General features: G+C 55.2%; 17 protein-coding genes. 7 read left to right on the forward strand and 10 right to left on the reverse strand.

The features are described 5' to 3' along the window. Positions 1–244 precede the first annotated feature (244 nt). Complete coding sequence (locus tag VOI22_RS19315) at positions 245–508, forward strand: hypothetical protein (RefSeq protein ID WP_323798077.1); 264 nt, start codon at positions 245–247, stop codon at positions 506–508. A 72-nt stretch (positions 509–580) separates the two neighbouring features. Here the strand turns inward: VOI22_RS19315 and aroF are convergent, their stop codons facing one another. Genes aroF through VOI22_RS19335 form a run of 4 tightly spaced genes read right to left on the reverse strand, consistent with a single transcriptional unit; the run spans position 581 to position 6,046 of the window. Then, positions 581–1,501 carry a 3-deoxy-7-phosphoheptulonate synthase gene (gene aroF / locus VOI22_RS19320; RefSeq protein ID WP_036554418.1) on the reverse strand — a complete coding sequence of 307 codons (921 nt, stop codon included), beginning with the start codon at positions 1,499–1,501 and terminating at the stop codon, positions 581–583. A 32-nt stretch (positions 1,502–1,533) separates the two neighbouring features. After that, on the reverse strand, positions 1,534–2,715 hold the full coding sequence (locus VOI22_RS19325) for a glycosyltransferase (protein WP_323798078.1): 1,182 nt from the start codon (positions 2,713–2,715) through the stop codon (positions 1,534–1,536). Beyond that, complete coding sequence (locus VOI22_RS19330; RefSeq protein WP_323798079.1) at positions 2,715–4,523, reverse strand: tetratricopeptide repeat protein; 1,809 nt, start codon at positions 4,521–4,523, stop codon at positions 2,715–2,717. The genes VOI22_RS19325 and VOI22_RS19330 overlap by 1 nt, the downstream gene beginning before the upstream one ends. Continuing rightward, positions 4,520–6,046, reverse strand: coding sequence for a glycosyltransferase family 4 protein (locus VOI22_RS19335; protein ID WP_323798080.1), 1,527 nt, complete (start codon positions 6,044–6,046; stop codon positions 4,520–4,522). Before VOI22_RS19335 ends, VOI22_RS19330 begins: the two co-directional genes overlap by 4 nt. Before the next feature lie 319 nt (positions 6,047–6,365). On the opposite strand from VOI22_RS19335, the gene VOI22_RS19340 reads away from it, so the two are divergent. Further along, the gene (locus VOI22_RS19340; protein ID WP_028466602.1) at positions 6,366–7,085 is read left to right on the forward strand and encodes a glycosyl transferase; all 720 of its coding nucleotides are present in this window, start codon (positions 6,366–6,368) and stop codon (positions 7,083–7,085) included. Here the strand turns inward: VOI22_RS19340 and VOI22_RS19345 are convergent. Next, positions 7,063–8,751, reverse strand: coding sequence for a hypothetical protein (locus VOI22_RS19345; RefSeq protein ID WP_323798081.1), 1,689 nt, complete (start codon positions 8,749–8,751; stop codon positions 7,063–7,065). The genes VOI22_RS19340 and VOI22_RS19345 overlap by 23 nt on opposite strands. Then, on the reverse strand, positions 8,748–10,061 hold the full coding sequence (locus tag VOI22_RS19350) for a glycosyltransferase family 4 protein (RefSeq protein ID WP_323798082.1): 1,314 nt from the start codon (positions 10,059–10,061) through the stop codon (positions 8,748–8,750). The genes VOI22_RS19345 and VOI22_RS19350 overlap by 4 nt, the downstream gene beginning before the upstream one ends. Before the next feature lie 199 nt (positions 10,062–10,260). Here VOI22_RS19350 and VOI22_RS19355 point away from each other — a divergent pair, with 199 nt between their 5' ends. Genes VOI22_RS19355 through VOI22_RS19375 form a run of 5 tightly spaced genes read left to right on the forward strand, consistent with a single transcriptional unit; the run spans position 10,261 to position 18,033 of the window. Then, positions 10,261–12,024 (forward strand): type I secretion system permease/ATPase, encoded by a 1,764-nt coding sequence (locus VOI22_RS19355; RefSeq protein ID WP_323798083.1) that lies wholly within the window; start codon positions 10,261–10,263, stop codon positions 12,022–12,024. 12 nt (positions 12,025–12,036) lie between these two features. Next, complete coding sequence (locus VOI22_RS19360; protein WP_323798084.1) at positions 12,037–13,431, forward strand: HlyD family type I secretion periplasmic adaptor subunit; 1,395 nt, start codon at positions 12,037–12,039, stop codon at positions 13,429–13,431. 29 nt (positions 13,432–13,460) lie between these two features. Beyond that, entirely contained in the window at positions 13,461–14,774 is a 1,314-nt protein-coding gene (locus tag VOI22_RS19365) for a tetratricopeptide repeat-containing glycosyltransferase family protein (protein ID WP_323798085.1), read from the forward strand. A 35-nt stretch (positions 14,775–14,809) separates the two neighbouring features. Further along, positions 14,810–17,194 (forward strand): hypothetical protein, encoded by a 2,385-nt coding sequence (locus VOI22_RS19370; RefSeq protein WP_323798086.1) that lies wholly within the window; start codon positions 14,810–14,812, stop codon positions 17,192–17,194. 11 nt (positions 17,195–17,205) lie between these two features. Continuing rightward, complete coding sequence (locus tag VOI22_RS19375; protein ID WP_323798087.1) at positions 17,206–18,033, forward strand: FkbM family methyltransferase; 828 nt, start codon at positions 17,206–17,208, stop codon at positions 18,031–18,033. A 17-nt stretch (positions 18,034–18,050) separates the two neighbouring features. On the opposite strand, the gene VOI22_RS19380 is transcribed toward VOI22_RS19375, so the two are convergent. The 4 genes from VOI22_RS19380 to VOI22_RS19395 all read right to left on the reverse strand — a co-directional run bounded on the left by VOI22_RS19380 (position 18,051) and on the right by VOI22_RS19395 (position 23,895). Further along, positions 18,051–18,734 (reverse strand): acylneuraminate cytidylyltransferase family protein, encoded by a 684-nt coding sequence (locus VOI22_RS19380; RefSeq protein ID WP_323798088.1) that lies wholly within the window; start codon positions 18,732–18,734, stop codon positions 18,051–18,053. An 87-nt stretch (positions 18,735–18,821) separates the two neighbouring features. Beyond that, positions 18,822–20,438, reverse strand: coding sequence for a calcium-binding protein (locus VOI22_RS19385; protein ID WP_323798089.1), 1,617 nt, complete (start codon positions 20,436–20,438; stop codon positions 18,822–18,824). A gap of 459 nt (positions 20,439–20,897) precedes the next feature. Next, positions 20,898–22,778 carry a tetratricopeptide repeat protein gene (locus VOI22_RS19390; RefSeq protein WP_323798090.1) on the reverse strand — a complete coding sequence of 627 codons (1,881 nt, stop codon included), beginning with the start codon at positions 22,776–22,778 and terminating at the stop codon, positions 20,898–20,900. 40 nt (positions 22,779–22,818) lie between these two features. After that, the gene (locus VOI22_RS19395; RefSeq protein ID WP_323798091.1) at positions 22,819–23,895 is read right to left on the reverse strand and encodes a Gfo/Idh/MocA family oxidoreductase; all 1,077 of its coding nucleotides are present in this window, start codon (positions 23,893–23,895) and stop codon (positions 22,819–22,821) included. Positions 23,896–23,933: the final 38 nt, after the last annotated feature.

Genomic DNA, 23,933 nt, shown 5'->3' on the forward strand with positions numbered 1-23,933 from the left:
TATAAAGATGTCTTTATGTTTTTATATTTATGCCGGAGAAGAGTCAAGCCGGACAGACGTGTCACAGATAGGCTTGATGGCCAGCAAAGGAGGACTAGGCGCGGGACCAAATGTCGCGGCCATGCAGGACAGACATTGGAAACCGGCAAAAAACATGCTCCAGAAGTCTCCGCGGACAATGTCGGATCGCTGTGCATCTCGCAAAATCTTTGACAAAGAAGACGCCAGACCACATAGAGCAGGCATGCTTGAAGCACCCGCTTCACAAGGAACCGAGGCAATGTTGCTTGAATTTTTAGAATCCGCAGGAAGCATCGCCCTAGCAATTGCCGGGATCGCCGCGTTCTTCTGGATCGGCCTGACGCTGACAATCCGCCGCGCCAACAAAGGCGAACAGAGAACAACTAGGGAACACAAAGCGGAAGATCTGGAAAAAGAAATCGACGCGGAAATTGCGGAACGACGCAAGAAAAGCGGTTTGGCTCAACATCCGCCGATTTCGGCATAAATCCCGGTAAACGAGCAATCCCGGGACAGATCAGGACGGCGCGACAGTTATTGCCGCGCCGTCATTTCCAGATCAGGAATTGCTGCCGACATCCAGCGTCCGGCCAATAGCCGTCGCGATCGGTCGCATTGCCTTCATCATATCGTCGAATTCCGCAAAGGAACTCGCCTGCAGCGGATCCACAGCCGCGTTGCGCGGGTCCGGATGTACTTCCAGCATCAGTGAGTCGGCACCGGCCGCGACCGAAGCCAGCATCATCGACTTGACCCAGGGCTGCCAGAACGTGGCGTGAGACGGATCGGTCATCACCGGCAGGTGCGTGACTTCCTGAGCCGCCGGCACGACCTGGAGATCGAGCAGGAAGCGGGAGGTTGCCCGGTGCGTATGCGGCACGACAACACCGCGCTCGCACAGCACGATCTGCGGCGTGATGCCAAGCCTGTCATGCTCAAGCGCGATGTATTCAGCCGCCATCAGCCAGTCCCGGAGCGAGGAGCCATAACCCCGCTTCAGCATCACCGGCATGCCGGTCTTGCCGACTTCAGTCAGCAGCGGATAGTTCTGCATATTCCGGGTGCCGATCTGCAGCATGTCGGCATGTTTGGCGACGATCTCGATCTTGTCGATTTCCATCACTTCGGTAACGATCGGCAGGCCTGTTTCCTGCTTTGCTACCGTAAGCCACTTCAGGCCGTCTTCCCGCGTCTCGAAGAATTTAGGGCTGCGATATGGGAAGCTCAGCGGCTTGAAGGCACCCCCGCGCAGGAAATGACCGCCAGAGGCTTTGATCGCCTTCGCGCTCTCGACAATCATCTCCTCGTTCTCGACCGTGTTCGGCCCGGCCATGACCGGGACCAGCGGCCCGCCGATCTCGATACCGCCACAGGTGAAGACCGTCTTGTGGTCCGGCGACTTCTTCGCGACGAGCGGGATCTTTCCGGCAATATCGTCTTCGGTCAGGTCTTTGCCGGGAAATTTGTTCTCTACGGCCATGGTGCATCCTCTCCTGCGGGAAATCTTTATCTTCAGCGTGCGTTTAGTGTCGATAAGACATAGTCCGTGATCCGGGCAAGCAGATTGAATGGCCCACGCCGTTCAAGGTCTACAGCTGCAATACGGGCATTCTCGGCAAACCGCTCGTGAGTGAGGGTGGCCGTAACCGCCTGGACAATATGCTCCGGTTGAAACTTGTTGCCACTTTTCATCACGGTGGCAGAACCGAGCTTGCCGAGATACTCGCCGTTCTTTTGCTGCTCGAAATGGCGCGGCACAATACATTGCGGCCGGCCGATCGCCATCACCTGCTCCAGTGTACCAATGCCTCCGTGGTGAACGACAACTTTGGCATTCGCCACCGCTTGCTCAATCGGTTGCGGCGTGTCGTGGATTGTCAGACCACGCTCCCGCCATTTGGTCCGGGCTTCATCGTTTGCATCACGCAGGTAGAGGTCACCGGTCCAACTGGATCCAGCAAGAGCCTCCAGAACCTTCTGCGTTCCGGCATACCCATAGGAGAGATAAGCGAAATAATCCTGCACCGGCTCCTGCGTTGCCGGAGCGGAAAGCGGCCGTAACGGAGATGATTCCGTATTTTCGCGGAAGCTGTGATAGGGATCGAGTTCCGGTATCGTCACGACGAAATTGCGCTCACCGTGCATCAGCGCCGGGACCCGGTCAGGCAAAGCCTTGCCGCGACGGCGCTGGACTTCCCGGACGGTCTCCAGCAGCCGCTCGGGATCAACCCGGTTTGGCGCATCCTTGAACGCCCTGAACTCCGACCAGTTTCCCGGTGGCAGCGTAAACCAGTCCCCGATCGGCACCACCGGTCTTTCGCCAAAAACGGCAAGGCCGGCCGTCGGAGAGTAATCGGAGATCAATAGGTCCGGGTCGAAACTGTCGATGATCGCGGCCCAGCCATCGGTCAGAGCGGTCAGCTTATCCGGCTCGACATAACCGACAGTCGCCAGAACATCCCCGATGGACGCGATCACTTTATCCCGGACATCCGGAGGTGCATATGGCGCCACCAACGGAGCCTGGAAGACTCTGTATCCCTCACGCGCGATCATAGAATGCGTAACAATCAGATTGCGGACAACAAAGGCGCACTCGACTCCATTGTCTCTCAGGATGTTCGCAATCGGCAACAATCGGCTGACATGACCCAGCCCGTCGCCCAGTTCCCACGCAAACAGGACTTTCTTCATCAGGAGGCCTTCGCTTTTTGCATTTCGCCAAGCGCGGCGCCGATCTTTTCAATGACGCCTGGCCAGTCACCCGGTTTGGCTTGCCGGAACAGGCGTGCGGACGGATACCACGGGCTGTCGTCACGATGCTGCAGCCAGCGCCAGTCCGGATTGTGGGACAACAGCACAAAGACCGGGCACCCCATGCCGCCGACGAGATGGGCAACCGACGTACAAGTGGTCACGGTCACGTCGAGCTGACGGACGATGGAGACCGTATCGGCGAATGATTTGACATCCTTGCTCAACGGAATGAGCGAGGGTGGGGCGCCCGCAATGTCTGCTTCGCGCGGCCCCTTTTGCAGGCTGTAGCACTGCACACCATCCATATCGAAAAGGGGTGCGTAGTAGTCGACTTTCGAGGACCGGATATCGTCCCCCGGAAAGGCGGGATTACCGCCCCAGACCACACCTACATTCAGTTTGGCCGGATCAAGATCCGGGACAGGGAAGCGGTCCGGGCCGATTGAATTTATATAGGGGGCTTTTGGCAGGTCATCGACCGTCTTGACTCCCAGGAGCTTCGGTAAAGACAATTGCGCGATATGGCAATCGAAGTCCGGCTCCTGACCGGGCCGCCGCGGGACCAGCTCGACCATGTCCTTGTAGTCAACATAGACGTCCTGAATCTCATCATGCGCCTCCAGAAGAACACGCCCTTTCTTCGCTCCCGCCTGTGCCCGCTCGACAGCCCCGGGAATGAACCGGAGGAACTGAAGGGCATCACCAACACCCTGCTCGGCGACAACTAGCAACGTGCGACCTTCGAGTGGCCCTCCGTCCCATTCCGGCTGGGTTACATCGCGCTTCTTGGTCGGGAATGACTCTGTTTCCCAGCGCCATTCATACTCATCAAACCCTTCGCCGAGCTGCCCGTCGGCCAACAAGGCAAGCGACAGGTTCCAATGGAATGTCGCTTCCTCCGGTCGACACAACAGAGCGCGGCGAAAAGCCAGGATCGACGGCTTTAGGCTTCCAGCCTCTTTTTCCAGATTTCCGAAATTGTAGTAGCCGCCCGCATTCTCCGGCTCGGACAGCAGTGCCCGCTTGAGAGCCCGCGCTCCTTCCGGGAACTGCAAATTGTGGCGGTAGGCCGATCCCAGATTTGAATAGGCCGGGGAAAAATCCGGCTCCAGCCGACTGGCCGCCTCATAAATAGCCGCCGCCCCGTTGTAATTCTTGGCGCGATACCGGGCGTTCCCCAGCTCCAGGAGAGCATCCCGAAGCTTCGGATCAAACTCCCGCGCCCGATGAAGAACTTTAAGCGCACGGTCCTTTTCACCTGTTTCGTAATAGAGAATGCCCAGATCACGCATAGCTGGCACGAATTTGGGCTTCAGGTTTACAGCCGCCTCATAATGCCCTCGCGCCGCTTGCGTAACGCCTTTGCGATAGCAGTAGCCTGCTGCGGCGTAGCGGATTACCGCATCACTCGGCGTGTTCTTGAGCGCAACCCGAAACACGGCTTCGAGCAATGCGTCATCGCCCATCTGGCGCCCCAGCTCGACAGCAATCCGGTTAAAGACCAGATCGCCGACCGCTGACATTTTCAGGCCTTTTTCGAGGCATTGACGCGCTGCCTTCGCATTCTTCTGCGCCCATGCCACTTTGGCTTCCACGCCCATCAATATGGCGGTTTGCCCGACCTCCTTGCGCATATTCGCAATCGTCTTCTGGGCTTCATCAAGCTTGCCATCGGCAATATGCTTGAGACCGGCATTAGCGTCTCTGAAGAGTTTCGCACGGGCAGGAAGGTCGATCGGTTTCATTGTTCACTCAACTTGATGAGGCCGAACTTCGCCAGCCAGGGCAACGTGCGATGCAATGTCGACCATCCTCGGCCGTCGATCCATTGCTCGATCTCTCCGACAGTGACAACGCCGCGTTCCGACAATCGCCGGAGTAATGCAGTCGTCTGCTCTCTCGGAAGCATGAGTTCCTGCGAAAACGTACAGAACTCATAAGCAAGAATGGTCTGGAAATCCGCCTCCACGTCGCTGCTGTCAACGGTGACAACGGTTTCGGGCCCAAGAACAAAACTCGGATGCGGAGAGAAAATATTAAAAGGATCCGGATAGAACGGGCTGGCTGTTTCGTTGCTTTGACGCGGCGCGACTTCCGGGGCTTTTGTGCGAATCTCCCTGAGCTCCAGCCAGAGATCCTCGTAGGTCCGGATGATGACGGACCAGTCGTAATGCGTCCGGGCACGGGCCCGGCCTGCCTCACCCATCCTTGCACGCAACTCCGGATCCTCCGCCAATCGGACCAAAGCGTCCGCCGCCGCGTCGAGATCACAGGACGTCATCATGCAAGCCCGGCCGATAAAGCGGTCATAATCATCCCGACCGGTCTGGTAGAGGAAGGCCAAATCGAAACCATCTCCTGCCGCAGGCGCGGTTGTGGGCACCCGGAAACCAGTTTCACCGTCGACGATAGTATCCTTGTAGCCGTCCCAGTCGCTGACCACTGCCGGCAGTCCCGCCGCCATCGCTTCAATCGGTGTGAGGCCGAAAGTTTCCTGAATATTGTCCGAGAGAGAGAGAAATACGTCAGCGCCCTGCCATGAGGCATGGACGAGATCGTCATCCTGACCGTCGATAAAGTGCACGGCAGCAGTCTTCGTGAATTGCTCCGCTCCCTCCTGGTATATCGACATGATTCGGTCATTCGGCGCTTGGCCGACCATGACAAGATGGACCTTGCGGTTCGGCATCCGTTTTGCCGCACGCTCCGCCGCGAGATACATCGGGACCGGATGTGCCTTGGCGTGAAACGTGAACCGGCCAAGAAAAAGGATCACCAAATCCTCCTCGCCGGCACCAATGCGGTCCCTCAGCATCTGCCGGGCCGGCTCGTCCTTTACGTATCGGCTGCCGTCCACGCCGAGTGGGATGACCGGCAATTGCAGCGTCGGCTCAATCCGGACCCCGGCACGGCGGCCGAGATAGTCAGCGTAGTTTTCCATCGTCCGTGTCACCACATCGCGGGCAACCTGTGACGTGCAGACAAGGGCATCCCATGGCTGCAGCGGCAACAGAAGGTAATTCGACAGACTGGCAATGATCCGGTCCGATGACAGGGTATGGGTGACACCACACAAGCTGTATGCCCGCTGGTCTCTGGCTCGGCGCCCCCACGCAAAGGCGTCAAAAGAAGGGCCGGCGATCATCAGGCATTCCACCGACGGAGCAGCCTGATACATTGAGTCGAGCCGCTTGACCTCTCTATTTCTCTGATCGCGCTCCTGCGCCATTTCGGCGAATTCGGCAGCGTGCCCGTCGTTACCGGTCATGCACACGAGCTGATCAGCGCGGCCATGCTGAAACATTCCGGTCAGGAACCCGGCCCCGGCAGAGTGCCGGCCTTTTATACCCGGGCGATCTGCCCTGTAGGCGTCAGGGTGATAGTGAATTGCACAAACAGGGACAGACGACACTGAGAACCTTCCGGATTCGGAAAGACACGGGAACAAATATAAAAGCGTTGCGTTTATAGAGGATGGCTTGAGCGGTGCAAAGCACTGTAGCTTCCTGCGACAAACCGGCCCTTTCTGAGCCGACAGCAGACATGCTAATGAGACGCAAATTCGAATAGACCGAATGGAACGGTAAATGAGCACGGAAACAGCTGATTCGGGCCCCTTAAGGATTTATGTCGGATGGGACAGCCGCGAGCCCATCGCCTATGACGTCTGCGAAAACTCCTTGCGGCGTCATAGTCAAGCCGCCCTCGAGATCATCCCGCTCAAACTCGACGAATTACGGGAGAAGGGCCTCTATAGCCGCGACGAGGACCCTCTGGCCTCGACCGAATTCACCTATACCCGATTCCTGATGCCGTATCTGGCCGGTTATCAGGGCTGGGCGTTGTTCTGCGATTGCGATTTCCTGTGGACCACGGATGTCGCAAAGCTCTTCGCACTCGCCGACGATGACAAGGCATTGATCTGCGTCCAGCACGACTATCAACCGACCGAGCGAACAAAGATGGACGGCAAGGCCCAGACCGTCTATCCGCGGAAAAACTGGTCAAGCATGATGCTGATCAATTGCGGGCACCCCGCGAATGCCGCCTTGACACCGGAAGTCGTCAACCGCGAGAGCGGCGCCTACCTGCACCGCTTCCAATGGCTTTCGGACGATCTTCTCGGATCTGTAGATCATACCTGGAACTGGCTCGAAGGCTGGTACGACAAACCGGCGGACGGCTCCTACCCGGCGGCAATTCACTATACGCGTGGCGGACCTTGGTTCGAAAACTGGCAGGATGTTGATTACGGGGATCTTTGGACGGCTGAAAGCAAGCTGGTCACCCCTTCAGAAAGCACCTGACGGCATCTGACAGGCAGGCAATAGGATCATTCCATCCAGAATCGGTGCGGCGAAACAGCTGCAAACTCGGATACCAATCGGTTCTGGGGCCACTTCGTCCCCAGAACCACAGCGGCGATCTCGGCAACAGGACGAAACCGGGCCGGCGAAGCGCGCCTGCCATATGGGCATTAACGCCGGATATGGATACCGTTGCATCCAATGCCTCGATAAGGGCGGCAAGGCCCTCGATATCGTTTCGGAGGTCGTCAATCGGCGACGGACATAGATTTTTCGGCCAGCCTTCGGCATCCGAAGCATCGTCATACTGAAGGCTGATGAAAGTCACTCCAGGCAACTCCAGCAAGTCTTTCCAGTCCACCAGATCCGTCGATTTCGACCAAGATGTTCGCCTTCCTCCGCCGCCCCAGGCAAACCCGAGCTTTGGACCGTCGCCATATTGCGCCAGTTTTTCCCGGATTCCTGACACCCGCTCCGGGTCGGCGCGCAATGGCAACAAGGCATTTCCTTTGTCGTCTCGCTCGTAGAAACGGGCCAACAATGCAGACGGCACGTGAAAATCGAAGGCTGCAATATCGACACCCGCTTCGCCACGCGGCACCACAGTTAGGTTCGGGAAGCTGCGCTGCGCGAGCGAAACAAGTCGTGCATCCGATTCCAGCACAACCGCCGCCCCCCTCTCCGCCAGCCAGGCCGCAAGCGGAGCGAAGACGATTTCGTCGCCAACCCCGAAATCGCCCCAGACAAATATCCGCGCGCCTTTCATGTCTTGCCCGAGCCAAAGCGGCAACGCGCCAAAAGAAAGGGTTCGGGCTTGCGGGTGCGGCTCGGTCCAGCGCACGTGGTGGCCCCTGTATCCACCATTCCGGTCGCCAGCACCTATCCGCAGCAAGGATGATAACCAGAGTGCATCCCGGTGCCCCGGATCTTCCACCAGCGTCCGGCGCAGTGCCCTTTCCGCCGCTTCTGTTTCTCCGCAATCAACCAGCGCCGCCGCCAGATTGGCGCGGGTGTCGCGCGCAGAGGGATCTGCGAACAAGGAAGCACGGTAAAGGCTCACCGACTCGCTCAAGGCACCTGCCGCATGCTTTATCGCTGCCAGATTTCGTGCAGCGGTTGCGAATTCCAGGCCGTCTGGCTGAGCGCAACAAATTGCACGGGCGAATGCGGTTTCGGCATCCGGGCCTTTTTCGTTCTGCAATGAGAGCCCGCACTGGGTGTGAAGCTGGGTTGAGTCTGGATGAAATACAAGGGTTTGACGGACCCTTGCGGCAGCAGCCTCCGCCCCCCTTTGCCCATGCAGATAGATGGCATGCGCCCGGGTCACATCGGGGTCGGTTCCATATCTCGCAAGGAGCGCTGGCACACTGTCAGGCAACGGTGCCTGCAGTTCGGCGCATGTCGTCAACAGCGCTACCAAAGGGCCGAGGGTATCCGGGTCCGAGAAAAGGGCATACCGCGTCAGGGTGGAGAGGCTCGGTATCGGCATGCCGCGCCTGCGCGCGATGGCAAGCAGATTGGCGTACCCCGCGCCGTCTTCAGAAAACAGGCAGACATATCTCTTGAGTTCGACTTGTGCCGCCGCCAAATCGCCGGCCCGGAAAGCGGCACTGGTCCTTGCCTTGAGCGCTGCGCGCTCCGCCTCCGATACTGGAATGTGGATCACGCACCCATCTCGGACCATAGCGCCAGGTCGCGGGTCTTCGTTGCATGCCACCCCATCGCCTTTGCAATATCGGACGGAACGTCAGCAGTCGCTTCGGGTAGCTCCCCCCGGCCGAGCTTCTCGATGATCTCTTTTTGTATAGGGAGGCAGACCGTCTTGAGATCATAGCGCTCGACCACAGTCTTCCGTGCCGCCTTGCGCACAGGGTCTAGCTTCTTGCCTTTCGCCAGCGCTTCCACAACTGCTTTTGCAAGCGCATCGTCATCGCCATACTCAACAAGAATACCGTTCTTCCCATGCCGGATCACCTCACGCACGGGTGCTGTACCACTGGCCACCACGAGACATTCCTTCGCCATGGCTTCGAGCATCGACCATGACAGCACGAACGGATAAGTCAGATAGATATGCGCCCGTGAGATCGACAACATCCGGCCGAACTCCTCGTAAGGCAGCCGCCCGAGAAAATGCAGACGCGAGGTATCGAGCGAGCGGTGCGGGATCAGGGCATCTTTCCAGCTTTCGGCATAGCCCGGACCATTCCCGTAGCTCACCTCTTCGCCCCCGGTGATCAGGATGTGTGCGTTCGGCCGGCCTTTTTGAATTTTCTCAAGAGACCGAGCGACCACATCGAAGCCACGATAGGGTTCAAGATTACGGGCAACGTAGGTCACCACCTCATCATTGGCGGTAAGACGGCGCCCATCGGCGAGGTCGATATAGGCATCCCGGTCCCTGATACAGACATCCGTGTCGATCCCGTCATGCACAACCGTCATGTTTTCCCGGAAGGCCTTCGGGTGTGTCGACCACTGCCAATAAGTCGGAACATACCCCCAGTCAGATGCCGCCATGCTCAACAGCATGTGGGCATTCCTGACCCGGGTCCGACAATCGCGGTCGATATCCACCCCCTTGTTGACAAAGTCGGTATCGGTACCGTGCGAGCGGTAGAAGAACTCATTGAAGCTCAAAAGCCGGGCCTTCGGGAACACGTCTTTCAGGAACATTGCCTCGCCCCAACCTGTATGAGCGCAGATCACGTCTGGCTCGAAACCGGACGCCTGAATCTTGAGGCAAGCTCTCGTTACTCCTTGGCCATGCAGGATCTGATCCTCGTAACGATCAAAATACCGATGCGGGGCCTGCCCTGCCTGGCGGTGCAATTCATATTCGAACTTGCGAACACCGGGCAGACTTGGCTTCCCTCGTTTCGTCAGGAACGCAACGTCATGTCCATCCTCGGCCAGTGCCGGCGCCAGATGCTTGAACTGGCCGGGCATGTTCTGATGTACGAACAGGACTTTCATGGATCGTGTACCTTGTTGTCACAGGAGACGAATTATCATTGATACTCTAACCGCACGCGCTTATGAATTCCCGGAAGCTGCGATGCAAGTTCGGCGTCAGAGAAGTGTGTGGAATTGTGCGGTGCATTCTCAACTCAGATAGCGTTGCGTTATTCTGCTATACTCAAGCAGTATATCAATAAGTACGGACAAGATCTTTATGGCGAAAGCAAAAACGCCGTCAGAGGCCAGTTCGGCGCTCGACGATCCAATGCGGCATATCTTTGAAGGGTGCCGCAGCGCTTTCGTGACCGCCGGCGTGTTCAGCTTTGTCGTGAACATGCTTATTCTGACGATGCCGCTCTACATGTTCTCGCTATTCTCCCGAGTGCTCGGGACCGGCAACATGGCGACCTTGACGATGCTGGCGCTCATTGCTGCTGCAGCATTACTTGTGCAAGCGCTGGTCGACATAGCCAGAACGTATGTTTTTACGCATGTCAGCGCCTGGATAGACGAGCAAGTCTCCCCGCAGCTTTTTGAAAAATCCGTATTAGGCGGCCTCGCGCGCGGTAGAGGTGGCAGCGACGCGCTTGATCAGCTGCAGGGGCTTCGCCAGTTTCTCTCTGGCAGCAGCATTTTCATGCTTATGGACGTGCCGTTCATTCCCATTTTCCTAATGGTGCTGTTTGCGCTGAACTTCAGCATCGGCATGACGGCAACGATTGGCGGCTTGATTCTGCTGATTCTCGCCGCTATCAACAAAATGATCTCAGACGGGAAATTGCAGCGAGCTTCCGCTGCGGCAAGCCGGGCCAGAAAAATCAGCCGATCTGCTATCGAGAATGCTGACATTGTCGAAGCCATGGGGATGCGGAAAACCCTGATGGCTGGCTGGTCTATGTACAATGAGCTTGCACTCAAGCTCCAGAACGACGCCAGTCAGGCATCCGGCATTATCCAGGCTATAATCAAAATGATGCGCATGGGCATCATGATGGCTGTGATGACGGTCGCCGCTATTCAGATCGTTGATCCAACAAGCGGCCTTTCGCGCGGCGCCATGATGGCATCAGTCATTCTGGTCGGCCGCGCGCTCATGCCCCTGGAAGCGGTCGTATCCTCTTGGGCTCAAGTGTCCGATGCGCTCCAGAAATACAGATATCTTTCCGATTTGCTGACCAATACCGCAAGCAAGCCGGAAGACAGCGTGTTCCCACTTGAGCCAAAAGGCGCGCTCTCCGTCGAAGGTGTTCACTTCCAGATAAAAGGCATGAAGCGACCCATCCTTTCCCGCGTTTCGTTTGACCTTAAAGCTGGGGAATCGGTTGCCGTCATCGGTCCTTCGGCAGCAGGAAAAACCTCTCTCGCGCGCCTGCTCGCCGGCATAGAACAACCGAATGCCGGTGTCGTGCGTATGGATGGTGCCGATGTATATCGCTGGCCCAGCGATGACCGCGGACGGCATGTCGGCTACCTCCCCCAGCAAGTCCTTCTGTTCGAAGGCACGATCAGGGATAATATAGCCCGGTTTGACGACACCATTACCAATGAGCAGGTCATTCAGGCCGCTGAAATGGCCGGCCTGCACAAAATGATTTTGCAGATGGAGCAAGGGTATGACACCGAAGTTGGCTTCGGCGGCAACTTGCTTTCCGGTGGTCAGAGGCAACGCGTCGGGCTGGCCCGCGCGCTACTCGGTGATCCAAAGCTGGTTATTCTCGACGAGCCTAACGCGAACCTGGACACTGAGGGCGACAACGCTCTGCGGAATTCGATCGAAATCTTGAAAACGCGGGGCGCGACGGTTGTCGTGATCCTGCATCGGCCGAATATCCTCCAGATCGTAGACAAAATTCTCGTTCTGCGTGACGGCATGGTACAAAAATTCTCCGACCGCGATGAGGTTATGCCCCTGATCAGCGGTGTTGGCAGCCAGCAGACGATCGAAAAACCGTCTGCCAAGGCAGTGGCGGAAAAGTAACTGGAGCCCTGAATGGCTGAGACCCTTCCAACAATTGACAGCAATTTCCTCTCAAAGCGCCTGCCGATTTCTACGCGCGACGTTGGCTCAAAGAACGTCAGCGCCAGCTTGGCGCTCACCAAACAGACCTGGCGGCGTTCGTCGTTGTTTGGTTGGGGTGTGCTGTTTTCATTCTTTGTGCTTTTCGGAGGCTGGTCCGTTGTCGCCCCCTTAGCAAGTGCCGTTCGCGCACCAGGCACGCTCCATGTCGTAAGCGAGCCCCAGGTTGTGCAACATTTCGAAGGTGGTATCGTAGATACTATCTTCGTCCATGAGGGTGACACGGTCGAAAAAGGCCAGGTGCTTGTAAACCTCAATCCCCTAACAACCGATGCGCAGATCGCACAAATAGAAAACCGGTTATTTGCCCTGCTGGCAGAACGCGCGAGGTTGCAAGGAGAACGTGACGATCTGAGCGAAATCGAATTTCCCGAAAAAATTCTGAACCGCAAGAATGACCCCGAAATCTCGGGGTTGATTCAGCGAGAAGAAATTCTGTTCCAGAAGCAGAAGAAATCGCTCAACGATCAGAAAAAACTGATCGCAGAGCGGATTGCTCAGTATCAAACTCAAATCGACGGTTCAATTGAACGGCTTGCGTCTATCGGCAGGCAGATCGAAATTGTCGAAGAGGAACTCATCGGGGTTCGCACACTGTTTGATAAGGGCTTGGAACGTAAACCGCGCGTCCTTGCACTGGAACGTGGACAAGAGCAACTCCGTGGAGCAGCAGCCCAACTCAAGTCAACTATCGCACAATCTAGACAGGCCATCACCGAGCAGGAGCTGCGTCTAGCAGCCTTAGAAAATCAGCGCGAAACAGACATCTCAAACCGGCTGCGTGAAAACGCCCTGCAACTGAATGATATTCAAGAGCAGGAAAGTGTCTGGCGCGACCGCCTTGATCGCATCCAGATCAGAGCTCCAATGAGCGGGCAAATTGTTAATCTGAACGTTCACACCCAAAATGGCGTCATCAGGCCTGGCGAGTCGCTGATGACCGTCATCCCGACTGAGGACGAGTTACTGGTATCGGCCAAGATCGATCCGAAAGATATCGATGTCCTTCTTGTCGGCGCTCCCGTTCAATTGCAGTTGTCTGCCTTCAACCCCCGGACTACTCCTCCAATTGAAGGAACCCTGACGTCCGTGTCAGCTGATGCTGTGACAGACGGCCGTTCCTCTAAAGAGTTCTTCGAAGCCCGTATCGTGATTGATCCGGATTCTCTTTCGCATAACCTACCAGGTGTCAGGCTGACTGCGGGCATGAAGGTCTCGTCTCTTATTTCAGTGGGCGAGCGGACCTTGTTCGAATACATCGTAACACCACTGAGCCAGAGCCTCAGTCAGGCTATGAGGGAGCCATGAGGGGGGGGGCTTCTTCTTCCGAGCCAGACATGTCGCACTTAAAGCCTGAGCTCGCCGATGGCACGGACGGAGCGGAAGGTCACGTATGGTCAATCAAGGAGCACCCTCTCCGCGTCATTCTGTCAACTGGCGAGAGGCTTCTAGAACAGAAGCGGTACGGTGTCGCTGAGCGAGTCTTTAAGGAAGCTTTACTTAAACGTCCTTGGTCTATCCGCGGTCTTACCGGCCTCGGAGTCGCATACAATGCCACAAACAGGCCTACCGAAGCAGTGCGTTGCTTTGCGAAAATTATGTCTTATCGCCCTGATTTACCAAAGGCCATGGAAGGCTGCGGTCATGCTCACTCCATGTTGGAAGACTATCGTAAATCGGAATCCTGGTATCGTCGTGCCGTCGCGTCTGCACCTTCAGCACGGTCTGCTTCCATTGCGCTCGGCGTCACCAAACTAAGACTGGGTGACTGGCAGCAGGGCTTCGCGCTCTATGATCTACGAGAAGGCGTCAAAACGCTTGAACAATCAATCGGCCAAGAAAAGATGTGGGATGGGCATGCCGATCTTGATGGCAAAACCATATTCGTCGTAGGCGAGCAAGGCTATGGCGACCACATCCAGTTCTTACGGTACTGCGCTCTTCTGAAAGCCAGAGGCGCGCATATTATCTTCTATACACGCGAGCCGCTTCGGCAACTCTGTGAATGGGTTCCCTACATTGATAGAGTCGTTGTTGGTGGGCAAAAAGCAGCTTTCGATTATGCAGTAATGGCGATGAGCCTACCCGGACTATTCGGAACATTACCTGACAACATACCATCCAGATCCGCTTACATTCCCACCCCGTGCAGCCAGCGACTGGGGAAGCCAGAAAAAGAAAAGACGGCGCTGCGAATTGCAATTGCCTGGACAGGCAATCCCGCAAATTCTCGGAACGAGATTCGCTCCTGTCCTTCAGAGTTAATTGCCGAGCTTATTGAAGGTACAGAAAAGGCAACCTTCCAGGCACTGCCTTTCGATCTTGCATCAGAAGACAACACCGTTCTAGCCAACCTCCCGCCGCTCTGCGAGCTCGATGCCACATTCGCCGATGTCGCAGTAAAGCTGAATCAGATCGATCTTATAATATCGGTAGACACGAGCCTTGTTCATCTTGGCGGGGCGCTCGGCAAAAAAACCTGGCTAATGATCGGCAAGCAACCCGATTGGCGTTGGCTTACCACCGGGGAAGATAATTTGTGGTATGACAGCGTTCGCCTGTTCCGAATGACCACGGATTGGCCTCAATTGATTACCCAGGTCAAAGAATCTCTGGACCGTTTCCTAGACGACCCAACCTCGCAAATATAACTCCCCCCAAGCGGATGAGTACGAAGGATCAATTGGTGACAACTTCTGCAATTCTGAAATCAATCGACCGGGATCGTGTAGTTACCATTCTTGAAGCGCCAAGCAATGCAGAGGTTTGGGATCTCGCCGGCCAGGACTTTATACGACTTCAAGACATGCAGTCGGCTCTTCGTTCTTTCAAACGGTCCGAAGTCGCAGGTCCACCATTTTTGCAAAACTACCTTTATCGCCTCGCAATGGCGCTAGAGATCAGCGGTGAACTCGACGCGGCAGCGACACGGTACATTAGAATCTACGAAGAGAAATCAGAGCATTCACGGGACGCACTCTATCGGGCTATTGGGTGCCTGCATCGCACAAATGCACATGCTGCAATCGTAGCACTGCTGGGCAACCTAAGGCCGAGCGAGTGGCGCGGGTATCAGGAGCTCGGTCTCATCGGAGGACTGGCCTTCTCAGAGCAGGGAGATATCTCTCGCGCAGCCAGCTGGCTATTCATAGAGCCCGACATTACAAAACGCTGCGGCCCCGCCTGGGACCTGCTTTCGCAACTAATCGCCAGCGGAGCGAGTATCGGAGGCCCTGAAGACGTGAAACGGTTTCTCCATGAGACCGCACATTCAGTGTTTCAAGCTGCCATTCCTGCTCGAAAAGTACTTCGTTGGATTATCCGATCAGGACATGCAAACACTCTAGCTACACTTATTGCGCACCCCACCCTCATTCAGTTGAGCAATGGTCAAAACCTAAGTCACGCTTCAATCTTCATACGTGAATGGGGCTTGAAAGAGGCGGGATTACGGGCAGCACGAATGGCACTAGTTATGCTGCCTGATAACCCAACCGCCGTGCGGGCTATCCTGCCGAACGCCAGTGAGCCCAATCAGGCGATATCATTTTCAGAAACTCTTTGGGCTAAAACGGCAATCATCCTGCCCGATACGGAAGATGTTACAGTCAATGAAGCCGTTATAACACTCAAAACGGCTGAGCTTGAAAACTTGACGACACTATACCTGAAGCGAGCCGCTGAGAGATTCAAGGCAAGTCCGTCGCTACTTTACAATGTCGGAAGCCATTTCAATGAGAAGGCACTTGCCGAGATGGCAGAGCCCGTCCTGCGGCGGGCTGTCATCTTGGAGCCAGGCTACGCAAAGGCTTGGAGCTCCTATACGGTTGCCTTGTGCACCCAACTTGAGAGCGAACGGGGCGTAATTTCATCACATCGCGCACTCGCTGCGGATCCCAAGCTTCAGTCAGGGTATACCAATTTGGCGATGGCATATCGCGGGACCGGGGAGCTGGACCTCGCAATTTCTGCCGGCAAGCAACAGCTACGAATTTCTCCGAAAGATGCGACCGCCCGCATGGGCGTTGCTTTTAACCAGCTTTCTATCGGCGCTATAGAAGAAGGTTTCGAAAATTACCTTTGCCGTTGGGCACAACCAGGGTTTCCCTCCGCAAAACGACCTTTTCCGCAAGCTGAGTGGACTCTTCAAAAAATCCCTAAAGGAAAAAAAGTTCTGATTTATATGGAACAAGGCATGGGCGACGAGCTGATGTTCTCCTGGTTCCTGAAATATGCCGAAGAACACGCATCGGGCCAAATCGTGGTGGAATGCGACCCTCGGCTCATTCCTGTTTTCGAGCGATCATTCCCAACAATAGAATTTTGGCCAATGACAGGGCCTGCCCAAAAACGCCTACTTGCCCCGGATATTCTTTACAAGATCCCCATTGGCCACCTTCCGAGCATGTTTACCTCGCAGCTCCGTGAGTTAATAAAAGAACGCTGGTCGCTTGCATTAAATGATCGTGTACGAGGATATGGCTGGATTGTTCCGGACGCTAAAGCTGTCTGTCATTGGCGCAATCGACTCCAGGAGCTTGGAGCCGATAACAGGATGTGTATCGGCATATCCTGGCGTAGCGGGAATCAAGCACGCGCTCGGGTCTCCCAGTATCTAAATCCCCATCAGATTGTAGATAGCTTACCGGATAACTGTATTGCTGTTGTTCTTCAATATGTTTACGAGGAGGATGAATTCGAAGAAATTCGACGTGAAGCTGCTAAACGTGGCATTGATGTTGTTGTCTTTGATGGCCTAGATCTTAAGAATGACCTTGCTGATGTAATCGATCTCTGTGCCGCTGTTGATGTCATTGTGACCCCATTAACATCAATAGCATTTATGGGGGGGGTAATCGGGACCCCAACATGGGTATTCCGCACCTCTGCATCTTTAACTATCTGGCAACAACTCGGAACACCTCACATTCCCTGGATTCCATCAATTCAATTACTATTTCGCCGCCCCCAGAATCTCTGGGATGAGGTTGTGCAAGAGATGCGTAAAGAACTCAGCGCAGCCTGCGACTGGTTCATGGACCGCAGTTCAACACATTTATCTGATACATGACGGGAAATGGTGTGACAAATCCCGATGTTCTGAGACTTCCATCTCGCCTGTTTACGAAGGATCGCTTTTATCTTCCGCTAAAAACAAGCACGTCGTCTCAGACAGCGCTTCATCTACAATTTCCTGTTGATCAATTAAATGACCCAGGCTTGCGTCGATTTATTTTTGCTGAATACCATGAGAGTGGCTTCGAATTAAGAGAACGTCAGATCCTGTGCCAGTTGGTAGGCTCGGATGCCTTGTTTATCGACATTGGCGCCCATTTCGGTCTCTTTTCACTTGTCCTTTCGGAAGCAGCTCCTGGCTTACGTTGTCTTTCTGTTGAGCCGGAGCCAAGTAATTTTTCTGTCCTTAGAGAAAACATCGACGCTAGCGGCTACACTGACTCGATAGTAGCCATAGAGTGCGCTCTTGGCAGTCAATCCGGTATCGGTAGACTTCGGCTTAATTCCAGCATGGGGCATCATCTGTCTCTTCAAGAGAGCGGGAGCAACAGCGAAGCTATTGATGTTCAGGTTCTAAGTTTGGATCAACTTCTTGCCCAGTATTCAGAACCGGACTGGAGTGAACGCCCTATCTGGCTCAAAATTGATACAGAGGGCCGAGAAAGTGATGTTTTTTTCGGTGCGCGCAACCTATTCAAATCCCAGCGTATTCAAGGTGTGCTTTGGGAATTCCGCGTAGGGCACTTAGAAAATCCAAACAAGAATAGTATTCTGGATTTTTTGGATGAGTTCGGGTTCGAATCCATCCCTATTTCCGACAGCAATATGATTTCAGTCTTGGGACCAAACGTTAAAGACAGACTTTCTGCTTGTGGATATCACAACACATTCTGATACCAAGTGTATGGTGATCAAATCCCGTATTGCCGTGCCAAAGCTTTGGCTATTTTTACGTCATCATTATAATCGATATCGACTGATCGCCATGTTTCCATGACATGGATCGCCGCGTTGGAAGTATAGAGCTGCCCTGTCTGCATAAATTTCTCTGCTTCAAATACATATAAGGCTCCATTGATCGCCCAGGTGCGATCATGCGCTATTGACCTCATGTTTGAATTGAGCAGGGCTTCATCCCCCAGTTTCATAATGTCATCCGTATTGCCAAATGGGGGGGATGGCGGCATTCGCCATCGGCAAACGGAAACGCCGCTTGATTGACCTGAATCGACCATCCGTTGGAGCAGCGTTTTTATATCCTCTGCCGTCCGAAAAGGGGAGGTCAACTGCAGAAGTATAATTCTGCTATCTTCCAATCCCATTTTAGCGATGAGGTAACGCAGAACGTCAGTGGATGAAGTGCTATCAGCCGATAATTCTGCGGGTCGTAAATCAGACTCTAACAGTGAATGTTTTTTTGCCGCCTGAATAAGGTCCAGATCATCAGTACAAAGTATTGATCGCTGAATTGCGCCACTCTCTTCAATTGCGGCGATCGTGCGATCAAGCAAAGTCTGTCCACCGATAATTAACCGGTTCTTTCCTTTGACACGCTTCGACCCTTTTCGGGCCGGGATAATTGCGACGTTCCGCATTGAACCAGTCTACATTTAACGTGCCTTCAAATGAAACCGGGCGGGCCAAATTGGCCCGCCCGGTATTATTCAGTATGTTTGATCGACTTAGCTGAAAGTGAAGTCGTTCAGATCAAGTGTGGTTACACCCTGAACCGTGATCACAGTGTAATCAGCAGCGCCATTACCGTTGATGGCAACGGTAACCTGATTTGCACCACTAACCTGTGTAATCGAGTTGGTCAAACCTGTCAGGGTGGTGGTCAGCACATTGCTTGGTGAGCCAGTGAACCCAAACCCGGTCAGGTGAATCTTGTCCGAACCATCTTCAAAGCTGAAGATCGCAGCAACAGTTGCACCATCAAAGCCAACACTACCAGCAGCTGTTTCGGTATTTGCTTCGATCACGAACGTGTCGTTACCGGCACCGCCGTAAAGCGTTTCAGAACCAGCCGAATTTCCAGCAGCCCCTTCGCGAGCATACAGGATGTCGTTACCGTCAGATCCGTAGATCACATCACCGCCGCCGCTCGCGCCGTACAGGATGTCATTACCAGCTCCGCCAGACAGGATATCGCTGATGCCAGAATCACCACGCCCATACATGATGTCGTTACCGTCATCACCAAAGAGGGTGTCGCTTCCGCTACCTGCCTGGATGCTATCGTTTCCGGTACCACCATAAAGGACTACGGAACTGCCGTTGCCAAGTGCACCAAGCGTATCGTCGCCGGCACCACCGTACAGCGTGTCGTTTCCGAGTGTACCGCCCATGCTATCGTTACCAGCGTCACCGAAAGCTAGATCAGCATCAGATCCACCATTCATAACGTCGTTGCCGTCGCCGCCATACAGCGTATCAGCACCACCAGAACCGAAGATGCTGTCAATGCCAAGATTACCGTTCAGCAGATCATTACCTGCGCCACCGGAGATGACATCGTTATCAGCACCACCGAAAATGGTATCTGCACCAGCAGCACCAAGGATGGTGTCAACACCGGCGTTACCATAAATCAGATCAGCACCACCAGCACCGGTGATGGCATCGTTACCAGCACCACCGAAGAGAGCACCACCGGTACCACCGACGATCGTATCAGCACCTGCACCACCGTAGATCGTGTCAGCGCCACCGGAGCCGAAAATGCTGTCAGCGCCCTTGTTACCATAGATGAGATCGGAATCGGCACCACCGGAGATGGTATCGTTATCCGCTCCACCGAAGATGGTATCCGCACCCGCGCTGCCCATAATGGTATCTTTTTCAGAATTACCATAAATGAGGTCAGCACCGGCACCACCGGAGAGCGCGTCATTGCCAGCGCCACCCCTGATCACGTCAGAGCCATCCTCACCAGAGACTACGTCGTTTCCGAGATTACCGAAAATCGAATCGGTACCAGAGCCACCCAAAATCGTGTCATTACCCTGGCCGCCATAAACGATGTCGGAGTCGCCATCGGCCGAAATAACATCGTTGGCAAGGTTACCATATAGAATGTCGTTGCCGTCAGAACCTGACAGCGTGTCGTCCCCTTGGCCACCAAACATGGTGTCCGAGCCGGAACCGCCGAGAAGAGTGTCACCACCCGCGTTACCATAGACGAGATCCGCACCACCAAGCGCAGAGACAATATCCGAACCACCAAGTGCGGTGATCAGATCAGAATCTCCAGTGCCAGTAATCGTATCTGTCGAACTGGTGCCCGTTATCGTTGCCATTACAACCCCCTAGTTAGCATCAAAGCTACACCAAAATCGTTCTGGGTTAGCTTTGGTGCCGTATCTGGATTTCGTCAACCAAAAAATCCTGCACACCAAGCGAACGCCAGTCCTATTGCTAGCCGCGACGAAACGGCTCGGGTGGTTTATTACACCGCTTGCCTAATGAACGCAAGCGGTTACCAGACGGTTTTAGCGTACAAGAACACTGCAACCTCTGCCGCCCCCTTGCATTACCCCCCCAAGGTTGGCATTCCCATCCGCATCCCGGTTAAACACTTTAAATCAATATGTTAAATGCAAATACTTTATCCTTTTGAGCGCACGGCATATAGCAGCACGATTTCCTCACCTTCCGTAATTAGGGCAATGACACGCCGATCCCGGAAAATTCCAACCTCTTACCGTGTCTTCTTGGCAACAGATTCGAAATCGGCGGCTGGATTTGGCTGTAAAAATTTATGGAAGAGATTTGACCACCGCCCTTAGCAGTGATTCTGAATCTTCGCTTTCCGGCGGCCAGAGCAATGTCGAACAAGGCAACAACCGGGACTCTCCAGCACCGACTCGATAACGCCAGTCACGCTGAACCGGCATCAACATCGCCACAGAGCGCGTGTCTGTAGCAACAGCCATCGGAACCAAAGCTGTTGCAAGGGTTACAACAACATCGGTAGCAGCGATGGCATCGGCGAGCCGTACGAGGTCGTCACGCACATCAAAATCAGGACGCACAACCCGGTCTGCTCCGAATATACTGATGAGCGCATCCCATTCATGCCTCTCCATGCCATATTGCAACGGCAGGAAGACTGCGTTCTCTATGGCTTTAAGTGCAGAGAATTTCTCGAAATCGATGGAGAACGAGAGATGTTGCAACGGTTTTATGCTGCGCCAGGCAAGGCCAATGAGCCTTACAGACCGTCCCCCGGTCAGTCGATGCTTGGCTGCCGCCACCCGAGTTGGGCCTGGTCGCATCCAGCCTGCCGGTGTTTGCTCTTCCGCCAGGCCCAGCCGGTGCGGGAGGCTGAGAAGAGGCAATTGGGCCTGGTAGCTCGAAATGTCGACCTGCATATCGACATGCCTTGGCAAGGGCGTAATCGCCGGGAAGCAACGCTTAACAAGAGGCACCAGCCGGGCATCAATCTCGACCGTGAAATGCTCCGGACGACCAGCAAGTGCCGTTAAATAAGACAACCCCCAGATTTCGTCCCCGACACCCTGCTCACCCCAGAGCAGTATTTTTCCGCCTGTAGAGCGTCCCGGCTCCCACAATGGCAGGTCAAAAGAAGCATTTGGCCAGAGTGAACGTTCGCTGGTCGGCATCTCCGCCGGCGCGAACCACCGTCCCTCATATGCTGCGAAGCCTTCCGAATAGCGACCTGACTTCAGGAGCGCTATCGCTAGGTTGTTTTGAAATCGCAGATCCTTCGGAGCAGCGACACCAGCGCGCCGCAGGTTCGTTAACGCATCGGCGACATTGGCCATGTCCTGAAGAATTGTGCCGTAGATGAAATAGCGTTCTCCATTATGCGGATAAAGAATGGCCAATCGCCTGGCAATCGTGAGCGCCTCTTCTAGTCGTCCCATGCGCTCGAGAATCGCCGCCCGGTTGGCAAGAACCGCGAACGCTCCAGGTACCAGAATGTCAGCAAAATTGAGCAGCCTGGTCGCACGCGTGAATGAACGCCGTTCGATAAAGTAGCTTGAAGCTGCGATGTAGGCATTGAGGTTGGCGGGATCGCAGATTAGAGCCCGGCAATAGGACCGGCGACTTTCAGCACTCTTATACAGGCGTTGCTGAAGGACACCCCGCAGCCGCCATGCATCGGATAGCAGCACTGAGGATCGGAGTAGTTTCTCGACAACCTCGAGCGGCTCCAGAATCTGGCCACCTGCGATCTGCCTCTCAACTTGACCGAGTCCCGTCCCTTCGAGGACTCCCTGAACCCAAGCACGGGACTGAAACTTCCAACGCTTCGCCCTGCTTGCCACCAGGGCGGACAGGTTCATGGAAACCCTCGCCAAATCAGGCTGCAACAATGCCGCGCGCCTTAGGCTGACAAAAGCTTTGCCCCCTGCTTCGGCCTGCACATGCCGGTTGGACAGGTTGATATACAGGCGAAAATCGTCGGGGATCAGGATGATAGCCCGATGCAGAAGCTGCGCGCTTCGCTCCGGCCAACTCCCGGCAAGAGCCGCCCAACGCATGCCTTCAGATGGGCTCAATAGCGCCAGTGCCTGGAAAGACTCACGTTTTTCATCGTCAGCAAGATCCCCCTGCGCAACTTGAGCGCGCAGGGTTTCCTCTAGACTAACTAACGTATTAGCGTCAGGCATATCATTGTCACTCGCCACGTCCGAATGACCCGCGCAAGGGTTAGAGCCCCAGGCGCTCTGATTTCGGAGCGTCCTTAAGCTGGACCCATCCGCCTACTTCCATGCTCCGGTATAGGGCATGAAGGAAGGCCAGAGCCTTGCTGCCTTCATCAACGGAAACGGGAACGTCCGTCTTCCCTGCCCGCCAATAATCGATAACTTCGCGAATATAGGGACCGTGCCCGAGGCCATAGCTGGTCGGCACCTCCTGCGAGAAGGCGGCCTGTACGTCTTCATCGCCAGCTTGCGGCTCGATCGATTCCCAGGTCTCAACCAGATTGATGGCCCGGCCGCCGACCTTGGCCAGGGCTTTGTCGCCGACGATATGGAGGGAGGCCTCGAAATCCCGCGGGCGGGCGGCTGTCGTGGCTTCGATGGTACCCATAGCACCATTCTCGAATCGCACGATTGCTGTCGCCGTATCCTCGGCCTCCAGTTTATTAATCACCGCCCGGCCCTGGGCGCAAACTGCTTCGATCGGGCCGCCGAGCCAACGCATGGCATCAATATGATGGATCGCCTGCTGGGAAAGCACCCCGCCATCCATCCGCCAGCGGCCATGCCAAGGATCGTCATAATAGGACTGGTCCCGGCTCCAGTGCACCCGGATGCCGACTGAAACCAGCTTACCAAACCTGCCCTCATCCATCGCGCTTCGCAGGAACCGCATTGCCGGATTATATCGGTTCTGTTTGATTTCGGCACAGATCAAGCCACGCTCACGGGCAATCCGCGACAACTCCTCGGCATGCTCCAGACGCAGAGCGACCGGCTTTTCGACAATCACATTGATGCCGGCCTCAAGCGCCTTCTTCGCATGCTCGTAGTGATTCCCCGACTCGGTCAGAATGCAAAGCAGGTCCGGTTTCTCGGAGAGCAGCGCATCCATGTCGGCAACCACCGGACTGCCGCCAATATCACCGGCGAAAGATTCCGACTTGGAGCGGTCGAGGTCCGTCACCGCCACGACATCCGCAATATCCGTCAGCTCGTCGCGGAACACCTCCCGGTATCGCGCCGAAACCCGGCCGCACCCCAGAACGCCTATCCGGGCGCGATTTGCCCTGTTCGCTTCCATCCTCACCTTACTCCGCTTACTTCTTGCAAAGCGCTCCA

This window comes from Nisaea sp. (assembly GCF_034670185.1).
Classification (GTDB): domain Bacteria; phylum Pseudomonadota; class Alphaproteobacteria; order Thalassobaculales; family Thalassobaculaceae; genus Nisaea.